Below are 19,850 nucleotides of genomic sequence, written 5' to 3'. Positions count from 1 at the left end.
GATAACAGCAGCCTTGCGGTGGAGCTCCAAGCTGAGCTCTGCAGGCTGCGACTTGATCGAATCAGTGGTTTGGAGTGTTTTATGAGTGAAGTAGAGGGGATTGGTCCGCACGCATTGCCCGGGCTGCGCGAAAAAGTTGCGCGGATCATCGAAGAGGCCAGCCGACAGGGCGCCAGTGCCTGCGAGGTTTCCGTCTCGATGGAGCAGGGTCTGTCTACCACGGTCCGCCAGCGGGAAGTGGAGACGGTCGAATTCAACCGCGATCAAGGCTTCGGCATCACACTGTACGTCGGGCAACGCAAAGGGTCGGCGAGTACTACGGGCGCCGGCGACGAGGCGATTCGCGAAACCGTGGCGGCGGCCCTGGCGATCGCCAAGCATGCTTCGGAGGACGAGTTCGCAGGGCTCGCCGACCCTGCTCTGATGGCGAAGGACACACCGAATCTGGAGCTCTATCATCCTTGGGACATAGCCCCAGATGAGGCCATCGAGCTGGCGCTCAGTTGTGAGGCGGCCGCGTTCGCCACCGACGGGCGTATCCTCAATGCCGACGGTACCAGTCTGAGTACTCATCAGGGTTGCCGCGGCTATGGCAACAGCAACGGTTTCATCGGTGCCTACTGCAGCACTCGCCACAGCCTTAGTAGTGTGATGATCGCCGAGGCCGAGGGGCAAATGCAGCGCGACTATCACTATGATGTCAGCCGTGTCGCCGGTGATCTGGCCTCAGCCGAGTCGATCGGCCGTCGCGCCGCAGAACGTGCCGTTCGCCGCCTCGGCGCTCGTCCCGTGCCGACCTGCGATGTCCCTGTTCTGTTTTCTTCAGAGTTGGCGACTGGTCTGTTCGGTCATTTTCTCGCCGCGATTTCCGGCGGTAATCTTTATCGCAAGTCCTCCTACCTGGAGGACGCGCTGGGACAGACGCTGTTCCCCGAGTGGCTGAGCCTGGACGAGCGTCCCCACTTGCTGCGCGGGCTGGCCAGCTCGGCTTATGACGGCGATGGTCTGGCAACCTATGCCAAGCCGTTCGTCGAGAATGGCAAGCTCTTGTCCTATGTGTTGGGAACCTACTCCGGACGCAAACTCGGGATGCCCAGCACGGCCAATGCCGGCGGTGTGCATAACCTCTTCGTATCCCACGGCGACGAGGATCAGGCGGCACTGATCCGCCGCATGGGGCGCGGGCTATTGGTCACCGAGTTGATGGGGCAAGGGCTGAATCTGGTCACAGGCGACTATTCGCGCGGCGCTGGCGGTTTCTGGGTCGAAAACGGGGAAATCCAGTTCCCGGTCCAGGAAGTCACGATTGCCGGCACCCTGCGCGATATGTTCCGGCAGATCGTCGCGGTAGGCTGCGATGTCGAAACACGCAGCAGCATCCATACCGGCTCGGTGCTGATCGAGCGAATGAAGGTAGCGGGAAGCTGAAAAGACGATAACAGCGCTGTAGGTTGGAAAGCTGGACGGAAAAGACGCTAAGTTTGAAAGGGTTTGGCCGGGCTTGACACTGTTTTGCTTCCAGCTTCCAGCTGCTCTATTCGCCTTCCTCGAAAAAATCTTCGATCAGTGCGATCAGCGCATCGATCGCCTCCTGCTCCTGTTCGCCGTTGGCGTGCAGGTGCAGGATGGTGCCTTTGCTCGCAGCGAGCATCATCACCGCCATGATGCTCTTGCCATCGATCAAACTGGCAGGGCAGCGCCCGACGCGGACATCGCAGGGGAACTGGTTGGCGACACCAACGAATTTGGCTGCCGCACGGGCATGCAGGCCCAGTTTGTTGATGATAGTGATTTCGCAAGACGGCATATGCATTCCTAAGCCAGGTCGCGGTGGCGTACCTGAACGTTCTTCAGGGTCTCGCGCAGTGCCTGGCCGAGTCGCTCCGCCAGATAGACCGAGCGGTGGTGCCCGCCGGTACAGCCGATGGCAACGGTAACGTAGGCGCGATTGCTGGCGGCGAACCGCGGCAGCCATTTGTTCAGATAGGCGAAGATGTCCTGGAACATCTCTTCAACATCGGCCTGCATAGAGAGGTAGTCGACGACAGGCTGGTCCAGTCCGGAAAAATCGCGCAGCTCGGCTTTCCAGTACGGATTGGGTAGGCATCGCACATCGAATACCAGGTCGGCATCTACCGGCATGCCGCGCTTAAAGCCAAAGGACTCGAAGAGGAACGCCGTGCCCGGTTCAGGCTTGTTCAGCAGACGCAGTTTCAGCGTGTCTCGCAATTGGTAGAGGTTGAGGTTCGTCGTATCGAGTTTCAAGTCGGCATGATCGATGATGGGAGCAAGCAACAGCTCCTCGTCATGGATGGCCTCGGCCAGCGAGCGGTTTTCGTTGGTCAGCGGGTGCCTTCGCCGAGTTTCCGAGAAGCGCTTGAGCAACGTCTCGTCCGCCGCATCCAGATACAAAACATCGCACTGAATGTGCCGCGCGCGGACCTCATCGAGCAGTTCGGGAAAGCGCTTCAGCTGGCTTGGTAAATTGCGCGCATCGATAGAGACAGCGACCTGCGGATGCAACAGTTCGGTATGCAGCAACGCTCGCTCCGCCAGCTCTGGAAGTAGCCCGGCGGGAAGGTTGTCGATGCAGTAAAAGCCGTTGTCCTCAAGCACATTGAGCGCCGTGCTCTTGCCTGACCCGGAGCGGCCACTGACGATGATCAGGCGCATTGCGGAGCGAGGTTCGACAGGGTGCGGACTCGAACGCACGAGCCGTGCTGCATACGCTGCTGGGTTGGGAGTTGGCAGGTTACGGACACGTCTCTTTCCTCACTTTGCGCGGGGCGATCGGCCATGCCGTTGCGCTAACTACCGCTCTGAATATCGACGACGGTCTGATACAGGTCCTGTCCGGTGGCGGCTCTGCGCAGGCGTTCACGCACTTCCTCACGGTCCAGCATGCTGGCGATCTGGCGAAGCAGTTCGAGGTGTTCGTCGGTCGCGGCTTCCGGTACCAGCAGTACGAATAGCAAATCGACCGGTGCACCGTCGATGGCGTCGAAGTCAACCGGTGCGTCGAGCCGCAGCACCGCGCTGAGCGGCGACACGCAGCCGGGCATGCGACAGTGCGGGATGGCGATGCCGTTGCCGAAGCCGGTAGAGCCGAGCTTTTCGCGGGCAATGAGGCTTTCGAAGATGGTCTGGGAATCAAGGTCTGGAAGGTCTTGGCCAATTACTTTGGCGATCTGTTCCAGGACGCGTTTCTTACTGCCACCCGATACGTTCACCAAGGAACGTCCGGGGGTCAGGATATTTTCGATTCGGATCATGATGGGTCAGCGAGCGAGGGCACCCTGGTTATGGTCGAGCTGTTTTTCTTTGTGCTTGATGAGCTGCCGGTCGAGCTTGTCGGCAAGCAGGTCTATGGAGGCGTACATGTCTTCATGTTCTGCGTTGGCGACGACTTCGCGCCCGGCAACGTGCAGCGTGGCTTCGGCTTTCTGTCTGAGTTTCTCGACCTGCAGAATCACCTGGACGGCAATGATGCGATCGAAATGTCTTTCCAGGCGCTCGAATTTCTCCTCGACGTAGTCACGCAGGGCTTCTGTGATTTCCAGGTGAAGGCCAGTGATGTTGACTTGCATACTGCATCTCCTTTTTGCCACGTGCGAATTGACGGGCTGCGCGCCCGTCACCGGAAGAGATCGACCAGGTCGCCTGGCATTACAACAACCGCTTACGCTCACTGGACGGCGCGATACCCAATGATTCGCGGTACTTGGCGACGGTGCGGCGTGCAACTTGAATACCCTGTGCCTCCAGTAAACCAGCGATCTTGCTGTCGCTCAATGGCTTTTTCGGGTTTTCCGCCGCCACCAGCTTCTTGATGATCGCGCGGATGGCGGTGGACGAGCATTCGCCGCCTTCGGCCGTGCTGACGTGGCTGGAGAAGAAATATTTCAGCTCGTAGATGCCGCGCGGTGTATGCATGTATTTTTGCGTGGTGACCCGCGAGATCGTCGACTCATGCATGCCCACCGCTTCGGCAATGTCGTGCAGCACCAGCGGTTTCATGGCTTCATCGCCGTGATCGAGGAAGCCGCGCTGGTGTTCGACGATCTGCGTGGCGACCTTCATCAGCGTCTCGTTGCGGCTGAGCAGGCTTTTGATGAACCAGCGCGCTTCCTGCAATTGGTTGCGCATGAAGGTGTTATCGGCGCTGGAGTCGGCTCGTTTGACGAAGCCTGCGTATTGGGCATTCACCCGCAGGCGCGGCATCGCATCCTGATTCAGCTCGACCAGCCAGCGCTCGTTGTGCTTGCGCACGATTACGTCGGGCACGACGTATTCCGGCTCGCTCGCTTCGATTTGCGAGCCGGGACGCGGATTGAGCGTCTGGATTAGATCGACCACTTGGCGGAGCTCGTCTTCCTTGAGCTTCATGCGGCGCATCAGCAGGCTGTAGTCGCGGCTGCCGAGTATCTCCAGCTGATCGCTTACCAAACGTATCGCTTTGCCCAGCCAAGGCGTTCGCTCGGGTAGTTGGCGCAGCTGCAGTAGCAGGCATTCGCGCAAATCGCGCGCCCCGATGCCGGCGGGCTCGAACTGCTGGATGCGGCGCAGCACGACTTCGATTTCATCGAGTTCAATTTCCAGCTCGGGATCGAACGACTCGAGTACTTCTTCGAGGGTTTCGTCGAGGTAACCCTGCGGGTTGATGCAATCGATCAGCGTTGCGGCGATGAGACGGTCGGTATCGCTCATCGGGGCGAGATTGAGCTGCCAGAGCAGATGGCTCTGCAGGCTTTCACCGATGGACGTGCGGGTGGTGAAGTCCCACTCGTCGTCGTCATTGCTGGGCAGGCTGCTGGCGCTGGTCTGGTAGATGTCTTCCCAGGCGGTGTCCACCGGCAGCTCATTGGGAATACGATCGCCCCAATCGCCTTCCTCGAGGTTTTCCACCGTATTGATGGGCTCTTCGAAGTGATTGTCCGGCGTGTCCTGCTCGGTCGAGGTGCTTTCAGGTTTCTTCTCGATCGACTCGGCCATCGGATCGGAGTTATCGAAGTCGTCTCCATCCTCCTCGCGCTCGAGCATGGGATTGGAGTCCAGCGCCTCCTGTATCTCCTGCTGGAGATCGAGCGTGGATAACTGGAGCAACCGTATGGCTTGTTGCAGCTGCGGTGTCATCGTCAGCTGCTGGCCCATCTTCAGGACTAGCGATGGTTTCATGGCAGAGGACTTCGAACCTTATTTGCCGGCGCAACCGCGCCTGTTCCGATTTCACTGGCGCTGTGCACGCCCGCTATAAGCAAATTATATGCCTGCCAACGAAGCCTTTGCCTAGTCCCGTGCGACGGTGTGAGCGGAAAAATCACATCAGAGACGGAATTCGTGTCCGAGGTAAACTTCCTTGACCAACTGGTTGGCCAGGATCGTCTCCGCGTCACCCTCGGCGATCAGTTGGCCATCGTTGACGATGTAAGCGGTCTCGCAGATGTCTAGCGTCTCGCGCACGTTGTGATCGGTGATGAGTACGCCGATGCCCTTGGCCTTGAGGTGATGAATGATTTGCTTGATGTCGCCGACCGAGATCGGGTCGACGCCGGCGAAGGGCTCGTCGAGGAGGATGAACTTGGGAGCGGTGGCGAGTGCGCGGGCAATCTCCACGCGGCGCCGTTCACCACCGGACAGGCTCATGCCGAGACTGTCACGGATGTGGTTGATGTGGAACTCCTGCAGCAGGCTTTCCAGCGCCTGCTGGCGACCGCTGCGATCCAGGTCCTTGCGGGTTTCGAGAATCGCCATGATGTTGTCGGATACCGACAGTTTGCGAAAGATCGACGCTTCTTGTGGCAGATAGCCGATGCCGGCGCGGGCACGGCCATGCATGGGGAGGTGGGTGACATCCTGCTCGTCGATCAGCACGCGACCCTGATCGGCTTTTACCAGCCCGACGATCATATAGAAGCAGGTGGTCTTGCCGGCGCCGTTCGGTCCAAGCAAACCGACAATCTGACCACTCTCGATGGACAGGCTTACATCACGCACGACCTGACGGCTTTTGTAGCTTTTTGCCAGGTGCTGGGCTTTGAGAATCGCCATTACTCGGTCTGCTCCGCTGCCGGCTGGTCTTTGTTGCGCGGCTGGATGACCATGTCCACGCGAGGACGCGGGGTGGTTACGTCGGTATTGGTGGCTCGGCCGGCGTTGACGATCTGACGCTGGGTGTCATAGACGATCTTCTCGCCTTCGAAGGTGTTGCCTTCCTGAACGACTTTCGCCTGATCGATCAGGACGATGCGCTCATTCGCTGCGAAATACTGGATGGTCAGGCCGTAAGCCTTGACGATTTCCTTGTCCACCGCTGGCTTCTGCTCGTAATAGGCAGGCTTGCCGATGGAGGTGAAAACCTCGACATCGCCATTCTTGTTTTGCGTAATGGTCACGGTATTGCCAGTGATCTTCATGGTGCCTTGGGTAATGACCACATCGCCGCGATACACGGCAACGCCCTGTCGATCGTCTAATTCCGCGGTGTCGGCCTGGACGCGGATCGGCTGGTTGCGGTCTTCAGGAAGCGCATGGGCATTCGAGCCGAACAGAAAAATGCTCAAGCCGAGCAGGAAGGGGAAAGTCTTAACGCAGCTCATGCTGGCCTCTTACGTTGGATAGCAGGAGCATCCTGCCTTCATTCAGATACGCTTTCATGCCCGTGGCGGTGGTCACACCGTTTGCGGCGACGATTCTAACGGGTTGGCGGGTCTCGGCATAATCCTTCTCGGGGAGCACCGTCATTCGGCTGGTGGTGATGACGGTTGGACGCCCCTTGGCATCGTTGCGTTCGATCCTGACGTTATCGATCAGCTCCACTTCCTCACCCTGTGGGCCGACTTCGCCGCGCTCGCTGGTCACGTGCCATGGCAACTCGGTGCCGCGATAAGAATGCAAGTCGGGTCGGGTCAGGAGGCTCACGTCGCTGGCCTTGACGTGCTCAACTTTCTCCGCAGACAGTTCGTAGTTACGCTTGCCATCCGGTTGGTACTGGACGGTTCTGGAGTTGGTTACGTAAAAGTCGATCGGCGATTCCTCACCTGTGGCCGCAGTCGGTTCCTGCATGAAACTCTCGGGGCGAATGTTCCAATAGCCGATCGCGACGAGAAATAGCGCAATCAACAGCAGGATGGCAGGGAAACGGATTCTGCTCAGCATTGAAACCTCTAGAGATAGGCGGCCTGAGCGGCTTCGAGGCTGCCTTGGGCACGCATGATCAGTTCGCAGAACTCTCGAGCAGCGCCCTCGCCGCCGCGGGCGCTGGTGACTCCGTGAGCGTGCTGGCGAACAAAGGCATCGGCACTGGCGACGGCCATGCCCAGGCCCACCCGGCGGATTACCGGCAGGTCTGGCAGATCGTCACCCAGATAGGCGACTTCAGCGTAGCCGATTCCGAGTTCGGCGAGCAGCTCATCGAGGACCACCAACTTGTCCTCGCGTCCCTGATAGAGATGCTGGATGCCCAGATTCTGTGCACGGCGTTCGACCACAGGTGTCTTGCGGCCGCTGATTATCGCGGTGCTCACCCCAGAGTTGATCAGCATCTTGATGCCGTGGCCGTCGAGTGTGTTAAAGGTCTTGAACTCGCTGCCATCGACCAGGAAGTACAGCTTGCCATCCGTCAGCACACCGTCGACGTCGAAAATGGCCAGGCGAATATTGCGGGCGCGTCGCAGTAAATCGTTCATTTACATCACTCCTGCGCGCAACAGATCATGCATGTTGAGCGCGCCGACGGGATGGTCATTATCGTCGACCACTACCAGCGCACTGATCTTGCTGTCTTCCATGATTTTCAGGGCTTCGGCAGCAAGCATGTCAGCGTTGGCTGTCTTGCCGTGGAGGGTCATCACCTGATCGATATTGGTCTGGCGTACATCGATGCCTTTATCCAAAGTGCGACGCAGGTCGCCGTCGGTGAATACCCCGGCCAGGCTGCCGTCGTCCTCGATGACCACGGTCATGCCGAGACCTTTCTGGGTCATCTCCAGCAGTGCGTCGCGTAGCGAAGTACCCCGGTTGACCTGAGGCAGGCGGTCACCTGAGTGCATCACGTGTTCGACTTTGAGCAGCAGGCGTCGGCCAAGCGCGCCGCCAGGGTGCGAAAAGGCGAAATCTTCCGCGGTGAAGCCGCGCGCTTCCAGAAGGGCGATCGCCAATGCATCGCCGAGTACTAGGCTGACGGTGGTCGAGGATGTGGGTGCCAGGTTCAGCGGGCAGGCTTCAATGGCGACGCTGGCGTCGATATTGACCGCTGCTGCCTTGGCGAGCACCGAATCGGGGTTGCCGGTCATGCTGATCAGCGTAATGCCGAGGCGTTTGATCAGCGGCAGCAGTGTCACGATTTCGTTGGTGGTACCCGAGTTGGACAGAGCGAGGACGACGTCGTCGCGGGTAATCATGCCCATGTCGCCATGGCTGGCTTCGGCCGGATGAACGAAGAATGCGGTGGTCCCGGTGCTGGCGAGCGTGGCGGCGATCTTGTTGCCGATATGGCCCGACTTGCCCATGCCGACCACGACGACGCGCCCCTTGCAGCCGAGGATAAGCTCGCAAGCCTTGACGAATTGATCGTCGATGCGTGTTTTGAGTTCTTCGACCGCCTCTATCTCCATGTGGATAGTGCGCTGGGCAGTCTCGATCAGCTGGCTGCTTTGGCTCATGGTCACATCGTTGCCTGAATGAAAACGCGGGATTATAGCGGCAATCCGATCGCTACTCACCGAAAAGCTACAGTGGGTACGAACCTGAACTCTGGCTGGGAGTGGCACTCTCGCTCATGCGCCGACACAGTCGCGTGTTGGGGAGGCCGACAGCGCGGTGCTATAGTTCGCCGCCGAAAACGGTCGCGCGAAGTAACTCCGGAACACTGGGGGGCGTCTGATTCGCAGACTGTAGCCAAGGAGAGCCAATGAGCGCCGCCAACGCTAACGCCGTCGAGCTGAAGGGTGTCACCTTCAAGCGCGGGGAGCGGAGCATTTTCAACAACGTCGATATTGTCATACCGCAGGGCAAAGTGACGGCCATCATGGGGCCGTCCGGCTGCGGCAAGACGACACTGTTGCGCTTGATCGCGGCCCAGCTCAAGCCGGCCAGCGGCGAGGTGTGGGTGGCGGGAACCAATCTGCCGACCCTGTCGCGTCGGGAGCTGTTCGATATGCGCAAGCAGATGGGCGTACTGTTTCAAAGCGGTGCGCTGTTCACCGATCTCGATGTCTTTGAAAACGTCGCCTTTCCGTTGCGCGTGCATACCAAACTGCCAGAAGAGATGATTCGCGACATCGTTCTGATGAAGCTCCAGGCGGTAGGCCTGCGGGGTGCGATCGAGCTGATGCCTGATGAGTTATCTGGCGGGATGAAACGTCGTGTGGCCCTGGCGCGCGCCATTGCGCTGGATCCGCAGATTCTCATGTACGACGAACCCTTCGCTGGCCAGGACCCTATCGCCATGGGTGTTCTGGTGCAATTGATTCGCCTGCTCAACGATGCGCTGGGTATCACCAGTATCGTGGTTTCTCACGATCTGGCCGAAACCGCCAGCATCGCCGATTACATTTATGTGGTCGGTGATGGCCAAGTGCTCGGGCAGGGTACGCCTGCCGAGCTTCGCGAGTCGGCCAACCCACGGATCCAGCAGTTCATGAGAGGCGCGGCAGACGGTCCGGTGCCTTTCCATTTTCCTGCACCGGCCTATGCCGACGACCTGTTGCGAGGCTCCGGTGCGTAAGCGTTCCTTGATCGAACGAGTCCGTATGCTCGGTGAAGCCGGCATGAATGTGGTCGCCGCGCAGGGCCGTGCGACGCTGTTCCTGTTCCACGCCCTGTTCGGCCCTAGTGGCTTGAGCAATCGTTTTTCCCTGCTGATCAGGCAGTTGTACTCGGTTGGCGTGCTGTCGCTGGCAATCGTGGTGGTGTCGGGAATATTCATCGGGATGGTGTTGGCGCTGCAGGGCTACAGCATTCTCAGCAGCTATGGCTCCGAACAGGCGGTGGGACAGATGGTGGCCCTCACGCTGCTGCGCGAGCTGGGGCCGGTGGTCACCGCACTGCTGTTCGCCGGGCGCGCCGGTTCGGCACTGGCTGCTGAGATCGGAAATATGAAATCCACCGAGCAATTGTCCAGCCTGGAAATGATCGGCGTCGATCCGCTGAAGTACATCATTGCGCCGCGGCTATGGGCCGGTTTCATCTCGCTGCCGTTGCTGACCGTGATTTTCAATGTGGTCGGTATCTGGGGCGGTGCGATGGTTGCGGTGGACTGGCTTGGCGTTTACGAAGGCTCTTTCTGGGCCAATATGCAGAACAGCGTCACCTTTACCTCGGATGTACTCAATGGAGTATTCAAGAGCATGGTATTCGCTGTGGTAGTCACTTGGATCGCGGTTTTCCAGGGCTACGATTGCGAGCCGACCTCCGAGGGGATCAGCCGCGCCACTACCCGAACCGTGGTCTACGCCTCGCTGGCGGTACTCGGCCTCGACTTTATTCTGACCGCGTTGATGTTTGGAGATTTTTGATGCGTATCCGCACCCTGGAAATCGGTGTTGGCCTGTTCCTTCTGGCGGGCGTGCTGGCTTTGCTGTTGCTATCGCTGCGGGTCAGCGGGCTGAATGCCGCCAGTACTGACACCTATAAGCTTTACGCCTATTTCGACAATATTGCCGGTCTCAGTGTCAGATCCAAGGTCACCATGGCCGGCGTGACCATCGGTAAAGTGACCGCAATCGACCTGGACCGCGAGAGCTATACCGGACGTGTCACGCTGGAAGTGCAGAAGGATGTCGATATCCTGCCGACCGACTCCACCGCCTCGATTCTGACCGCCGGGCTGCTGGGCGAGAAATATGTAGGCATTAGCGTGGGTGGCGAAGAAGAGACACTGGGCGACGGCGATACCATTCGTGATACCCAGTCATCGCTGGTGCTGGAAGACCTGATCGGCAAATTTCTACTCAATTCCGTAAATAAAGAGTGAGGAGTATTCATATGATGACTGCCCTGCGTCGCGGCTTGCTGGTATTGCTCGCTGCCCTGCCTCTGCTGGTTCAGGCGGCCCCGAGCGCCCACGAAGTGATCCAGCGGACCACAGATGAACTGCTCGCCGACCTCAAGACCAACAAGGAGCAATACCGTCAGGATCCGAATGCCTTCTACGACTCGCTCAACGACATTCTCGGCTCGGCAGTGGATGCCGAGGGTATTTCCCGCAGCATCATGACGGTGAAATACTCACGCAGCGCCAGCCCTGAGCAAATGAAGCGCTTTCAGGAGAACTTCAAGCGTAGCCTCATGCAGTTCTACGGCAACGCCCTGCTGGAGTACAACAATCAGCAGATCCGAGTGCTGCCAGCGAGCGGCAAGCAGGATCCGGAGCGCACCAGCGTCGGTATGGAAGTGACGGGTCGCCAGGGCGAGATCTATCCGGTCTCCTACACCATGGTCAATCACAACGGTGAGTGGCTGGTTCGCAATGTAATCATCAACGGCATCAACATTGGCAAGCTGTTCCGCGACCAGTTCGCCGACGCCATGCAGAAAAACAATGGTGATCTGGATAAGACCATCGATGGCTGGGCCGAAGTGGTCGCGCGGGCCAAGGACACCGAAGCCGGTCAGCAGGCGGCGGGCGATGAGTGACGGGCGCGTCGAAAGGGGGGCTGGCGGCGAGCTGCGGCTCTCCGGCGTGCTCGATTACCAGTCCGGCCCGGCTTTGCGCCGCGACGGGCAGGCATTGATTCGTGCGATTAAAAGCGAACGGCTGCTGATCGATTGCTCGTCAGTGGAAAAATCCAGCAGCGTCGGGCTTTCCCTGCTGCTGGCTTTTACTCGCGATGCAATCGGGTCGGGTCGAGAGGTGGCTATCGTCGGTATGCCCAGCGATATGCATGAAATCGCCAGGGTGTCTGGCCTGCTGGATGTACTTTCGTTGGCAGACGAAACACAGGAAGCGGACTGATGCTATTGCGCTGGGCGGAATCAATGCGCGGCAAAGTTCACGCAGTGGCCGAGTCGCTGGGAAACCTCCTGGTCGAAACTTTTCATTATCTGTCGCTGTTCGCTATCGGTGCGGTCACTGCCTGGGCGGGGCTGGTGGCGTTTCTGGGCATGATCGAGAAAGGCAGCATCAGCGTCGATGACATCCTGCTGCTGTTCATCTATCTAGAACTCGGTGCAATGGTTGGGATTTATTTCAAGACCAACCATATGCCCGTGCGCTTCCTTATTTACGTAGCTATTACCGCGCTGACTCGTTTGCTGATCTCGGATGTTTCGCATCATCATCGTCCGGACATGGGTGTGGTCTATATTTCCGGAGCCATCCTGCTGCTAGCGGTGGCGATACTGGTCGTTCGCTTTGCCTCGTCGAAATTCCCAGCGGTAGCTGCCGGCAACCGGCATCAGCGTCCGCGCGACAGCGAGGCGGAAACGCTCGAGTGAGCTTCGTCAGCCCGTGCGGGTTCGGGGTTCGCAGCCTTCGGGCTTTTTTGTATGATGGCCGGCCGCGCGCGTCCGGCGCCGATCGAGGTTGAACATGCAGGCTGTAGAAGTTAAAAATTTTCTGGAAGAGAAGCTTCCGGGTGCTCAGGTGGAAGTCGAGGGCGAAGGCTGCAACTTCCAGCTGAACGTGATCAGCGATGAGTTGGCCGGCTTGAGCCCGGTCAAGCGCCAACAGCAAATTTATGCTCATCTGAATCCTTGGATCGGCGACGGTAGCATCCACGCCGTCACCATGAAGTTCTTCAGCCGTGCTGACTGGCTTGCGCGTAGCTGATTGCCGGTCACGATAGACATATTCCAGCCAGTGCGCAGTCCTTGAACCCGCGTACGGCTCCTCTTCGACAGTGCTTCGAGCCTGCGGGTTACGGGAACATTCATGGATAAATTGATCATTACCGGCGGTGCCCGCCTCAATGGCGAGATTCGCATCTCCGGTGCCAAGAACTCGGCCCTGCCCATTCTGGCGGCTACCTTGCTTGCCGATACCCCGGTAACCGTCTGCAACCTGCCGCACCTGCATGACATCACCACTATGATCGAATTGTTCGGTCGCATGGGCGTGCAACCGGTCATCGATGAAAAACTCAGCGTTGAAGTCGACGCCAGCAGTATTCAGACGCTGGTCGCACCCTATGAGCTGGTTAAGACCATGCGTGCTTCGATTCTGGTGCTAGGCCCCATGGTCGCGCGCTTCGGTGAAGCAGAAGTCGCGCTGCCAGGTGGCTGCGCCATCGGCTCGCGTCCGGTGGACCTGCACATTCGCGGCCTGGAAGCGATGGGTGCACAGATTGATGTCGAGGGCGGCTACATCAAGGCCAAGGCGCCGGCTGGCGGCTTGCGCGGCGCCCATTTCTTCTTCGATATCGTCAGCGTGACCGGTACCGAGAACATCATGATGGCCGCGGCGCTGGCGAACGGCCGCAGCGTATTGGAAAACGCCGCGCGTGAGCCAGAAGTGGTCGACCTGGCCAACTTCCTCAACGCCATGGGCGCGCAGATTTCCGGTGCCGGCACCGACACGATCACCATCGACGGCGTGAAGCGCCTCGGCGGCGGGCGCTACAGCGTAATGCCGGACCGCATCGAGACGGGCACCTACCTGGTGGCCGCTGCCGCAACCGGTGGTCGCGTGAAGCTCAAGGATACCGATGCCACGCTGCTCGAGGCGGTACTGCACAAACTCGAGGAAGCGGGTGCCCATATCGATACCGGCAGCAACTGGATCGAGCTGGATATGAAGGGCAACCGGCCGAAAGCGGTCAACGTCCGTACGGCGCCGTATCCGGCATTTCCCACCGACATGCAGGCGCAGTTCATCGCCATGAACGCCGTCGCCGAAGGCACCGGCACGGTCATCGAGACGGTGTTCGAAAACCGCTTCATGCACGTGTACGAAATGAACCGCATGGGCTCGCAGATACTCGTCGAAGGCAATACCGCCATCGTTACCGGTGTATCGAAGCTCAAAGGTGCGCCCGTCATGGCGACCGACCTGCGCGCCTCGGCGAGCCTGGTCATCGCCGGTCTGGTGGCCGAGGGCGATACGCTGATCGACCGCATCTACCACATCGATCGGGGCTACGAGTGCATCGAGGAAAAACTGCAGCTGCTGGGCGCCAAGATCCGCCGCGTGCCGGGCTAATCCAAACCATGTCGGGGTCGCCCGCTTATGGGCGGCGACACCCGGTCGGGTGGGTCGACTCGGCTCGCCCATGCCTGTGTCACGGCCGCCATCAATAGGCTTCAAGGAACAAACCGTCCATGCTCACCATCGCCCTTTCCAAAGGCCGCATTCTTGACGACACCCTGCCGTTGCTCGCCGCGGCCGGTATCGTCCCCACCGAGAACCCGGAAAAGAGCCGCAAGCTGATCATTCCGACTACGCAGGATGATGTGCGCTTGCTGATCGTCCGCGCCACTGACGTGCCGACCTATGTCGAGCACGGCGCGGCGGATCTTGGTGTGGCGGGCAAGGACGTATTGATGGAATACGGTGGGCAGGGCCTGTACGAGCCGCTGGATCTGAAAATCGCCAACTGCAAGCTGATGACAGCGGGGCGGGTCGGTGCAGCAGAGCCCAAGGGCCGGCTGCGCGTAGCGACCAAGTTCGTCAACGTCGCCAAGCGCTACTACGCCGAGCAGGGCCGCCAGGTCGATATCATCAAACTCTACGGCTCGATGGAGCTCGCGCCTCTGGTAGGGCTTGCTGACAAAATCATCGACGTCGTCGACACCGGCAACACGTTGCGTGCCAATGGCCTGGAGCCGCAGGAACTGATCGCCATGATCAGCTCGCGGCTGGTGGTTAACAAGGCATCGATGAAAATGCAGCACGCCCGCATCCAGGCGCTGATCGACGCCCTGCAGGGCGCTATCGACAATCATCGCGGTTGAGACTTTGCCGGCTGCAGTCCGGCCCGCCTATTCGCGTCATCACCTAAATTCACAGGTGCCCGCGCGGTTGGCTTGTTAATCTAAGTGGCGCCTGAAATCCGCTTCGACGCATCCTTTCATGAGGCTCGTTATGACCGCTTCCATCGATATCCGCCGACTCAATGCTGCTGATCCGGATTTCTCGCGACACCTGGATCATCTGTTGAGCTGGGAAAGCGTGTCCGACGATGGCGTCAATCAGCGTGTGCTCGAAATCATCAAGGCGGTCCGTGAGCGTGGCGATGCGGCTCTGGTCGAGCTGACGCAGCGTTTCGACGGCCTCGAAGTGGCGTCGATGGCTGACCTGATCCTGCCCCGTGAGCGCCTCGAACTGGCGCTGGAGCGTATCACTCCAGCGCAGCGCCAGGCGTTGGAGGCGGCCGCTGAGCGCGTGCGGACCTATCACGAAAGGCAGAAACAGAACTCCTGGTCGTACACCGAAGCCGACGGCACCGTGCTCGGCCAGAAGGTTACCCCGCTCGATCGTGCGGGGCTTTACGTGCCGGGCGGCAAGGCGTCATACCCTTCATCGGTGTTGATGAATGCGATTCCGGCGAAGGTTGCCGGTGTACCGGAAGTTGTCATGGTGGTGCCGACGCCGCGCGGCGAGCTCAACGAACTGGTGCTGGCAGCGGCCTGCATTGCCGGCGTCGACCGAGTCTTCACCATCGGTGGCGCGCAAGCCGTTGCGGCGCTGGCCTACGGAACCGAAAGCGTGCCGCCGGTGGACAAGATCGTCGGCCCCGGCAATATCTACGTCGCCACCGCCAAGCGTCATGTGTTCGGCAAGGTCGGCATTGATATGATCGCTGGACCGTCGGAGATTCTGGTGGTCTGCGATGGCCAGACCGATCCCGACTGGATCGCCATGGACTTGTTCTCCCAGGCTGAGCACGATGAAGACGCCCAATCCATTCTGGTCAGTCACGATGCCGCCTTCCTCGACAAGGTTGCCGAAAGCATTGCGCGCCTGCTGCCGACCCTGGAGCGCGCCGATATTGCCCGTGCCTCCATACAGGGGCGCGGTGCGCTGATTCAAGTCGCCGATATGCAGCAGGCGATCGACGTCGCTAACCGCATCGCGCCTGAGCATCTGGAGCTTTCGGTGGCCGACCCTGATCGATGGCTGCCGCAGATTCGCCACGCCGGGGCGATTTTCATGGGGCGCTATACCGCTGAGGCGTTGGGCGATTATTGTGCTGGGCCAAACCACGTTCTGCCAACGTCCGGCACGGCGCGTTTCTCGTCGCCGTTGGGGGTCTATGACTTCCAGAAGCGTTCGTCGATCATCAACTGCTCGGCCGAAGGTGCGTCGGAACTGGGCAAGATCGCCTCGGTTCTGGCTCGCGGCGAATCGCTGACGGCACACGCACGCAGCGCCGAGTACCGGATAAAGCCGTAGAGCCGATAAAAGCGCTGGAAGCCGTAGGCTGGACGAGGCTGCAATGCCTTTCGTCCGGCCTTCAGCCTTTCAGTCTCAGCGATTTTGAGAGGAGAGAAGGGCGATGAGCAAATATTGGAGCGCCTTCGTGAAAGGCCTGGTGCCTTACGTACCGGGTGAGCAGCCAAAGCTGAGCAAGCTGGTCAAGCTCAATACCAACGAGAACCCCTACGGTCCATCGCCAAAGACGATCGCCGCGATGCAGGCCGAATTGAACGATAGCCTGCGCCTTTATCCCGATCCAAACGGGGAGCGCCTCAAGCGCGCGGTTGCGGAGTATTACGATGTGCGGCCGGAGCAAATCTTCGTCGGCAATGGCTCGGATGAAATACTCGCGCACGCCTTCCACGGGCTGTTCCAGCACGGTAAGCCGTTGTTGTTCCCCGACGTGACGTACAGTTTTTATCCGGTCTATTGCGGTCTGTATGGCATCGAATACGAGACTATCGCCCTAAACGATAACTTTCAGATCGATGTGAATGACTACGCACGACCGAACGGCGGGATCGTTTTTCCTAACCCCAATGCACCGACTGGTTGCCTGCTGGGGTTGGAGGCGGTCGAGCGTTTGTTGCAAGCCAATCCCGATTCGGTCGTCCTGGTGGATGAGGCCTATGTCGATTTCGGCGGTGAGTCCGCGATTGCCTTGGTGGATCGCTACCCGAACCTGCTGGTGAGCCAGACTCTGTCCAAATCACGGTCGCTGGCGGGCCTTCGCGTTGGCCTGGCCGTCGGCCATCCCGATCTTATCGAGGCGCTTGAGCGCATCAAGAACAGCTTCAACTCCTATCCGCTGGACCGTATCGCCATCGCCGGCGCAGCCGCTGCGTTCGAAGATCGCGAATACTTCGAGCAAACCTGCCAGCGGGTGATTGCCAGTCGCGAAGACGTGATTGCCTCGATGCAGGAGCTGGGTTTCGAAGTGCTGCCCTCCAGGGCCAACTTCATCTTTGCGCGTCATCCGCAACGTGATGCCAGCCAACTGGCGGTGCAGCTGCGCGAGCAGGGTGTGATCGTGAGGCATTTCAAACAGCCGCGTATCGATCAGTTCCTGCGTATCACCATCGGTACGCCGGAGCAGAACCAGGCGCTGTTGCAGGCGCTGTAAGGGCAGCGGCAGGCTTCAAGCTGTAGGCTTCAGGCCAAGGCCACGGGCGACGCGTTTCACGAAACAGAAGCGGAATGGTGCGGGTGCCACTTAGGTGTCCGCTCCACGCTGACTAGCCTGCCGCCTACTGCGGACTTTTCTCCACGAGCGGCCGCATCCCGACCTCGGCCGTCAATGTCAGTGGCTTGCCGTTGCGCAGGATATCGATATCGACCTTATCGCCAGGGCGTGCCCTGGCAACTTGGTTCATCGAGGTGCGGCCATCGCTGGCTTGTTCGCCGGCAATGCTCAGAATCAGATCGCCCGGCAGTAACCCGGCACGCTCGGCGGGTCCGTCGCGATAGACGCCAGCGACGACGATTCCCGGCCGTCCGGCCAGACCGAAGGATTCCGCTAGCTCTTGGGTTAGCGATTGCACCTCGACCCCGAGCCAACCACGGATGACCTGGCCATGTTCGATGATCGATTTCATCACCTCGATTGCCAGCTTCACCGGTATCGCAAAGCCGATACCTTGTGAGCCGCCCGACTCGGAAATGATCGCCGTGTTGATGCCGATCAGTTGCCCGGCGGTATCGACCAGTGCGCCACCAGAATTGCCGCGGTTGATTGCTGCATCGGTCTGAATGAAATCTTCGTAAGTATTGAGGCCCAGCTGGTTGCGCCCCGTAGCGCTGATAATGCCCATCGTCACGGTCTGGCCGACCCCGAACGGGTTGCCGATCGCCAGCGTCACGTCGCCGATACGGATGCTGTCGGAGCGTCCGATGGTCATCGCCGGCAAGTCCTCCAGATCGATCTTCAGCACCGCGAGATCGGTCTCCGGGTCGCTGCCTATCACCCGCGCGAGCGTTTCACGGCCATCACGCAACGCCACGACTATCTGCTCGGCGTTGGCGGTAACGTGATTGTTGGTCAGCAAATAGCCTTCAGGGCTCATGATGACTGCCGAACCGAGGCTCGACTCCATGCGCCGCTGGCGCGGCAGGTTATCGCCGAAGAAACGCTGAAACAGTGGGTCGTCCTTCAGCATCGGCTGCTGGGGTTGGTCGATCACTTTGGTGGTGTAGAGGTTGGCCACGGCAGGTGCTGCGCCGCTTACCGCATTGGCATATGAATAAGGACCCTGCTGCGGTATCCCAATCACCGGTGTGTGGCGCAAGGTGTATTCAGGTTGCGTGCCCAGCCCTACCAGATGCGGGTAGCGCTGAATGATCAGCAGGGCCATGAGCAGGCCTACCAGCAACGGCCAGCCAAGAAAACGCAGGGCATTGATCATCGCGATTTTAGAATCCGGGCAGGTTGCGGGGGTCGATAGCGCCCCTTAAGGTGGCGGCATTATACGAAGCTGGTGGCGAATTGCAGCCTCGCCAGTAGCTAATCTGCGCTGAGTTGGCAGGGCGGGTTAAATCACGTTCGTGTCCAGCGTAATTCTTTGCTTTTACGAGAGGATATTGCATGGCCGTTGCACTGAGCACTTTGGTCGAGGAAGCCGATCGTTACCTGAATGCCACGAAGATTGCGGACTACTGCCCGAACGGCATGCAGGTCGAGGGGCGACCACAGGTGCGCCGTATTGTCAGCGGCGTAACCGCCAGCCAGGCACTGCTCGATGCTGCGGTCGAAGCGCAGGCCGACGTGGTGCTGGTGCATCACGGCTATTTCTGGAAGAACGAAGACCCACGTGTGGTGGGCATCAAGCAACGACGATTGAAAACGTTGCTGACCAACGAGATCAGTCTGCTCGCTTATCATCTGCCACTCGATGTGCATCCTGAGGTCGGTAATAACGTCCAGCTGGCGCGTTTGCTCGGGCTGACCATCGAAGGGCCACTGGAGCCCGATAACCCTCGCTCCGTCGGGCTTGTCGGTTCGCTGGAAGTCCCGTTGGCACCGGCTGACTTCATGCATCGGGTCCACGCTGCGCTGGCACGCGAGCCGCTGATGATCGAAGGCGCAGGGCCAATCAGGCGGATCGCTTGGTGCACCGGCGGTGCCCAAGGCTATATCGAACAGGCCGTGGCTGCCGGCGTCGATGCTTATCTGACCGGTGAAGTATCGGAACCGACAGTACATATCGCTCGGGAAAACGGTCTGAGCTTCTTCGCCGCTGGCCATCACGCAACGGAGCGCTACGGCGTGCAGGCTCTGGGTGATTATCTGGCGCGGCGTTTCGCCATCGAGCACCGGTTTATCGATTGCCCGAATCCGGCGTGAGGGGCATGGTTCCATCAGACCTTGGCAGGTGTCCAGGCGGTTTCGGCCGATATAAAGCTAGAAGATTTAGATCTAAAAGGTCGCCTGATTAGAATTTAACGCCGTGCTAAAGTTGCGCCCTCGTTCCGGCCCGCGGCCGTCCATCTGCCAATTCGT

At 59.5% G+C, this 19,850-nt stretch carries 24 protein-coding genes; 13 read left to right on the top strand and 11 right to left on the bottom strand.

What is annotated here, in order from left to right:
- The first annotated feature begins 81 nt into the window (after positions 1 to 81).
- The gene (pmbA, locus tag AC2LD7_RS04005; protein WP_484596561.1) at positions 82 to 1,428 is read left to right on the top strand and encodes a metalloprotease PmbA; all 1,347 of its coding nucleotides are present in this window, start codon (positions 82 to 84) and stop codon (positions 1,426 to 1,428) included.
- Positions 1,429 to 1,534: 106 nt separating this feature from the next.
- Here pmbA and AC2LD7_RS04000 read toward each other — a convergent pair whose 3' ends face one another.
- The 10 genes from AC2LD7_RS04000 to AC2LD7_RS03955 form a co-directional block, all read right to left on the bottom strand.
- On the bottom strand, positions 1,535 to 1,807 hold the full coding sequence (locus AC2LD7_RS04000; RefSeq protein ID WP_484596560.1) for an HPr family phosphocarrier protein: 273 nt from the start codon (positions 1,805 to 1,807) through the stop codon (positions 1,535 to 1,537).
- Between the two features lie 8 nt (positions 1,808 to 1,815).
- Positions 1,816 to 2,673 carry an RNase adapter RapZ gene (gene rapZ, locus AC2LD7_RS03995; protein ID WP_484596559.1) on the bottom strand — a complete coding sequence of 286 codons (858 nt, stop codon included), beginning with the start codon at positions 2,671 to 2,673 and terminating at the stop codon, positions 1,816 to 1,818.
- A 134-nt stretch (positions 2,674 to 2,807) separates the two neighbouring features.
- Positions 2,808 to 3,272 (bottom strand): PTS IIA-like nitrogen regulatory protein PtsN, encoded by a 465-nt coding sequence (gene ptsN, locus AC2LD7_RS03990; protein WP_484596558.1) that lies wholly within the window; start codon positions 3,270 to 3,272, stop codon positions 2,808 to 2,810.
- A gap of 6 nt (positions 3,273 to 3,278) precedes the next feature.
- Positions 3,279 to 3,587 (bottom strand): ribosome hibernation-promoting factor, HPF/YfiA family, encoded by a 309-nt coding sequence (gene hpf, locus AC2LD7_RS03985; protein WP_255983188.1) that lies wholly within the window; start codon positions 3,585 to 3,587, stop codon positions 3,279 to 3,281.
- A 79-nt stretch (positions 3,588 to 3,666) separates the two neighbouring features.
- The gene (locus AC2LD7_RS03980) at positions 3,667 to 5,175 is read right to left on the bottom strand and encodes an RNA polymerase factor sigma-54 (RefSeq protein WP_484596557.1); all 1,509 of its coding nucleotides are present in this window, start codon (positions 5,173 to 5,175) and stop codon (positions 3,667 to 3,669) included.
- Positions 5,176 to 5,322: 147 nt separating this feature from the next.
- Positions 5,323 to 6,048 carry an LPS export ABC transporter ATP-binding protein gene (gene lptB / locus AC2LD7_RS03975; protein WP_484596556.1) on the bottom strand — a complete coding sequence of 242 codons (726 nt, stop codon included), beginning with the start codon at positions 6,046 to 6,048 and terminating at the stop codon, positions 5,323 to 5,325.
- Positions 6,048 to 6,596: a lipopolysaccharide transport periplasmic protein LptA gene (gene lptA / locus AC2LD7_RS03970; protein WP_484596555.1), complete on the bottom strand. Its 549-nt coding sequence runs from the start codon at positions 6,594 to 6,596 to the stop codon at positions 6,048 to 6,050. Before lptA ends, lptB begins: the two co-directional genes overlap by 1 nt.
- On the bottom strand, positions 6,583 to 7,155 hold the full coding sequence (gene lptC, locus AC2LD7_RS03965) for an LPS export ABC transporter periplasmic protein LptC (RefSeq protein WP_484596554.1): 573 nt from the start codon (positions 7,153 to 7,155) through the stop codon (positions 6,583 to 6,585). Before lptC ends, lptA begins: the two co-directional genes overlap by 14 nt.
- An 8-nt stretch (positions 7,156 to 7,163) precedes the next feature.
- On the bottom strand, positions 7,164 to 7,685 hold the full coding sequence (locus AC2LD7_RS03960; RefSeq protein WP_484596553.1) for a KdsC family phosphatase: 522 nt from the start codon (positions 7,683 to 7,685) through the stop codon (positions 7,164 to 7,166).
- On the bottom strand, positions 7,686 to 8,660 hold the full coding sequence (locus AC2LD7_RS03955; protein ID WP_484596552.1) for a KpsF/GutQ family sugar-phosphate isomerase: 975 nt from the start codon (positions 8,658 to 8,660) through the stop codon (positions 7,686 to 7,688).
- 248 nt (positions 8,661 to 8,908) lie between these two features.
- Here AC2LD7_RS03955 and AC2LD7_RS03950 point away from each other — a divergent pair, with 248 nt between their 5' ends.
- The 11 genes from AC2LD7_RS03950 to hisC all read left to right on the top strand — a co-directional run bounded on the left by AC2LD7_RS03950 (position 8,909) and on the right by hisC (position 17,477).
- Positions 8,909 to 9,724: an ATP-binding cassette domain-containing protein gene (locus AC2LD7_RS03950; protein ID WP_484596551.1), complete on the top strand. Its 816-nt coding sequence runs from the start codon at positions 8,909 to 8,911 to the stop codon at positions 9,722 to 9,724.
- A gap of 25 nt (positions 9,725 to 9,749) precedes the next feature.
- Positions 9,750 to 10,514, top strand: coding sequence for a lipid asymmetry maintenance ABC transporter permease subunit MlaE (gene mlaE / locus AC2LD7_RS03945; RefSeq protein WP_484596658.1), 765 nt, complete (start codon positions 9,750 to 9,752; stop codon positions 10,512 to 10,514).
- The gene (gene mlaD / locus AC2LD7_RS03940) at positions 10,514 to 10,972 is read left to right on the top strand and encodes an outer membrane lipid asymmetry maintenance protein MlaD (protein WP_484596550.1); all 459 of its coding nucleotides are present in this window, start codon (positions 10,514 to 10,516) and stop codon (positions 10,970 to 10,972) included. The genes mlaE and mlaD overlap by 1 nt, the downstream gene beginning before the upstream one ends.
- Before the next feature lie 11 nt (positions 10,973 to 10,983).
- A complete protein-coding gene (locus tag AC2LD7_RS03935) occupies positions 10,984 to 11,634 on the top strand; it encodes an MlaC/ttg2D family ABC transporter substrate-binding protein (RefSeq protein WP_484596549.1) in 651 nt (216 codons plus the stop codon).
- Positions 11,627 to 11,953 carry an STAS domain-containing protein gene (locus AC2LD7_RS03930; protein ID WP_484596548.1) on the top strand — a complete coding sequence of 109 codons (327 nt, stop codon included), beginning with the start codon at positions 11,627 to 11,629 and terminating at the stop codon, positions 11,951 to 11,953. Before AC2LD7_RS03935 ends, AC2LD7_RS03930 begins: the two co-directional genes overlap by 8 nt.
- Positions 11,953 to 12,435 (top strand): phosphate-starvation-inducible protein PsiE, encoded by a 483-nt coding sequence (locus AC2LD7_RS03925; protein WP_484596547.1) that lies wholly within the window; start codon positions 11,953 to 11,955, stop codon positions 12,433 to 12,435. Before AC2LD7_RS03930 ends, AC2LD7_RS03925 begins: the two co-directional genes overlap by 1 nt.
- A gap of 94 nt (positions 12,436 to 12,529) precedes the next feature.
- The gene (locus AC2LD7_RS03920; RefSeq protein ID WP_255983162.1) at positions 12,530 to 12,769 is read left to right on the top strand and encodes a BolA family protein; all 240 of its coding nucleotides are present in this window, start codon (positions 12,530 to 12,532) and stop codon (positions 12,767 to 12,769) included.
- Between the two features lie 102 nt (positions 12,770 to 12,871).
- A complete protein-coding gene (gene murA / locus AC2LD7_RS03915) occupies positions 12,872 to 14,137 on the top strand; it encodes a UDP-N-acetylglucosamine 1-carboxyvinyltransferase (protein WP_484596546.1) in 1,266 nt (421 codons plus the stop codon).
- A gap of 119 nt (positions 14,138 to 14,256) precedes the next feature.
- On the top strand, positions 14,257 to 14,889 hold the full coding sequence (hisG, locus tag AC2LD7_RS03910) for an ATP phosphoribosyltransferase (protein WP_484596545.1): 633 nt from the start codon (positions 14,257 to 14,259) through the stop codon (positions 14,887 to 14,889).
- Positions 14,890 to 15,019: 130 nt separating this feature from the next.
- On the top strand, positions 15,020 to 16,330 hold the full coding sequence (gene hisD, locus AC2LD7_RS03905) for a histidinol dehydrogenase (protein ID WP_484596544.1): 1,311 nt from the start codon (positions 15,020 to 15,022) through the stop codon (positions 16,328 to 16,330).
- Between the two features lie 103 nt (positions 16,331 to 16,433).
- Positions 16,434 to 17,477, top strand: coding sequence for a histidinol-phosphate transaminase (gene hisC / locus AC2LD7_RS03900; RefSeq protein WP_484596543.1), 1,044 nt, complete (start codon positions 16,434 to 16,436; stop codon positions 17,475 to 17,477).
- A gap of 124 nt (positions 17,478 to 17,601) precedes the next feature.
- Here hisC and algW read toward each other — a convergent pair whose 3' ends face one another.
- Positions 17,602 to 18,756 carry a Do family serine endopeptidase AlgW gene (algW, locus tag AC2LD7_RS03895; RefSeq protein WP_484596542.1) on the bottom strand — a complete coding sequence of 385 codons (1,155 nt, stop codon included), beginning with the start codon at positions 18,754 to 18,756 and terminating at the stop codon, positions 17,602 to 17,604.
- Positions 18,757 to 18,935: 179 nt separating this feature from the next.
- Here algW and AC2LD7_RS03890 point away from each other — a divergent pair, with 179 nt between their 5' ends.
- On the top strand, positions 18,936 to 19,694 hold the full coding sequence (locus AC2LD7_RS03890) for a Nif3-like dinuclear metal center hexameric protein (RefSeq protein ID WP_484596541.1): 759 nt from the start codon (positions 18,936 to 18,938) through the stop codon (positions 19,692 to 19,694).
- Positions 19,695 to 19,850 lie beyond the last annotated feature (156 nt).

Source organism: Stutzerimonas sp. (genome assembly GCF_982611455.1).
Note: the sequence above shows the minus strand (reverse complement) of the source record. Positions and strands in the feature narration are given on the sequence as shown.

What these genes read in the sequence shown, in the direction of transcription:
- pmbA (WP_484596561.1), top strand. Translation starts at nt 82, where the DNA reads ATGAGTGAAGTAGAGGGGATTGGTCCGCACGCATTGCCCGGGCTGCGC.
- AC2LD7_RS04000 (WP_484596560.1), bottom strand. Translation starts at nt 1,807, where the DNA reads ATGCCGTCTTGCGAAATCACTATCATCAACAAACTGGGCCTGCATGCC.
- rapZ (WP_484596559.1), bottom strand. Translation starts at nt 2,673, where the DNA reads ATGCGCCTGATCATCGTCAGTGGCCGCTCCGGGTCAGGCAAGAGCACG.
- ptsN (WP_484596558.1), bottom strand. Translation starts at nt 3,272, where the DNA reads ATGATCCGAATCGAAAATATCCTGACCCCCGGACGTTCCTTGGTGAAC.
- hpf (WP_255983188.1), bottom strand. Translation starts at nt 3,587, where the DNA reads ATGCAAGTCAACATCACTGGCCTTCACCTGGAAATCACAGAAGCCCTG.
- AC2LD7_RS03980 (WP_484596557.1), bottom strand. Translation starts at nt 5,175, where the DNA reads ATGAAACCATCGCTAGTCCTGAAGATGGGCCAGCAGCTGACGATGACA.
- lptB (WP_484596556.1), bottom strand. Translation starts at nt 6,048, where the DNA reads ATGGCGATTCTCAAAGCCCAGCACCTGGCAAAAAGCTACAAAAGCCGT.
- lptA (WP_484596555.1), bottom strand. Translation starts at nt 6,596, where the DNA reads ATGAGCTGCGTTAAGACTTTCCCCTTCCTGCTCGGCTTGAGCATTTTT.
- lptC (WP_484596554.1), bottom strand. Translation starts at nt 7,155, where the DNA reads ATGCTGAGCAGAATCCGTTTCCCTGCCATCCTGCTGTTGATTGCGCTA.
- AC2LD7_RS03960 (WP_484596553.1), bottom strand. Translation starts at nt 7,685, where the DNA reads ATGAACGATTTACTGCGACGCGCCCGCAATATTCGCCTGGCCATTTTC.
- AC2LD7_RS03955 (WP_484596552.1), bottom strand. Translation starts at nt 8,660, where the DNA reads ATGAGCCAAAGCAGCCAGCTGATCGAGACTGCCCAGCGCACTATCCAC.
- AC2LD7_RS03950 (WP_484596551.1), top strand. Translation starts at nt 8,909, where the DNA reads ATGAGCGCCGCCAACGCTAACGCCGTCGAGCTGAAGGGTGTCACCTTC.
- mlaE (WP_484596658.1), top strand. Translation starts at nt 9,750, where the DNA reads ATGCTCGGTGAAGCCGGCATGAATGTGGTCGCCGCGCAGGGCCGTGCG.
- mlaD (WP_484596550.1), top strand. Translation starts at nt 10,514, where the DNA reads ATGCGTATCCGCACCCTGGAAATCGGTGTTGGCCTGTTCCTTCTGGCG.
- AC2LD7_RS03935 (WP_484596549.1), top strand. Translation starts at nt 10,984, where the DNA reads ATGATGACTGCCCTGCGTCGCGGCTTGCTGGTATTGCTCGCTGCCCTG.
- AC2LD7_RS03930 (WP_484596548.1), top strand. Translation starts at nt 11,627, where the DNA reads ATGAGTGACGGGCGCGTCGAAAGGGGGGCTGGCGGCGAGCTGCGGCTC.
- AC2LD7_RS03925 (WP_484596547.1), top strand. Translation starts at nt 11,953, where the DNA reads ATGCTATTGCGCTGGGCGGAATCAATGCGCGGCAAAGTTCACGCAGTG.
- AC2LD7_RS03920 (WP_255983162.1), top strand. Translation starts at nt 12,530, where the DNA reads ATGCAGGCTGTAGAAGTTAAAAATTTTCTGGAAGAGAAGCTTCCGGGT.
- murA (WP_484596546.1), top strand. Translation starts at nt 12,872, where the DNA reads ATGGATAAATTGATCATTACCGGCGGTGCCCGCCTCAATGGCGAGATT.
- hisG (WP_484596545.1), top strand. Translation starts at nt 14,257, where the DNA reads ATGCTCACCATCGCCCTTTCCAAAGGCCGCATTCTTGACGACACCCTG.
- hisD (WP_484596544.1), top strand. Translation starts at nt 15,020, where the DNA reads ATGACCGCTTCCATCGATATCCGCCGACTCAATGCTGCTGATCCGGAT.
- hisC (WP_484596543.1), top strand. Translation starts at nt 16,434, where the DNA reads ATGAGCAAATATTGGAGCGCCTTCGTGAAAGGCCTGGTGCCTTACGTA.
- algW (WP_484596542.1), bottom strand. Translation starts at nt 18,756, where the DNA reads ATGATCAATGCCCTGCGTTTTCTTGGCTGGCCGTTGCTGGTAGGCCTG.
- AC2LD7_RS03890 (WP_484596541.1), top strand. Translation starts at nt 18,936, where the DNA reads ATGGCCGTTGCACTGAGCACTTTGGTCGAGGAAGCCGATCGTTACCTG.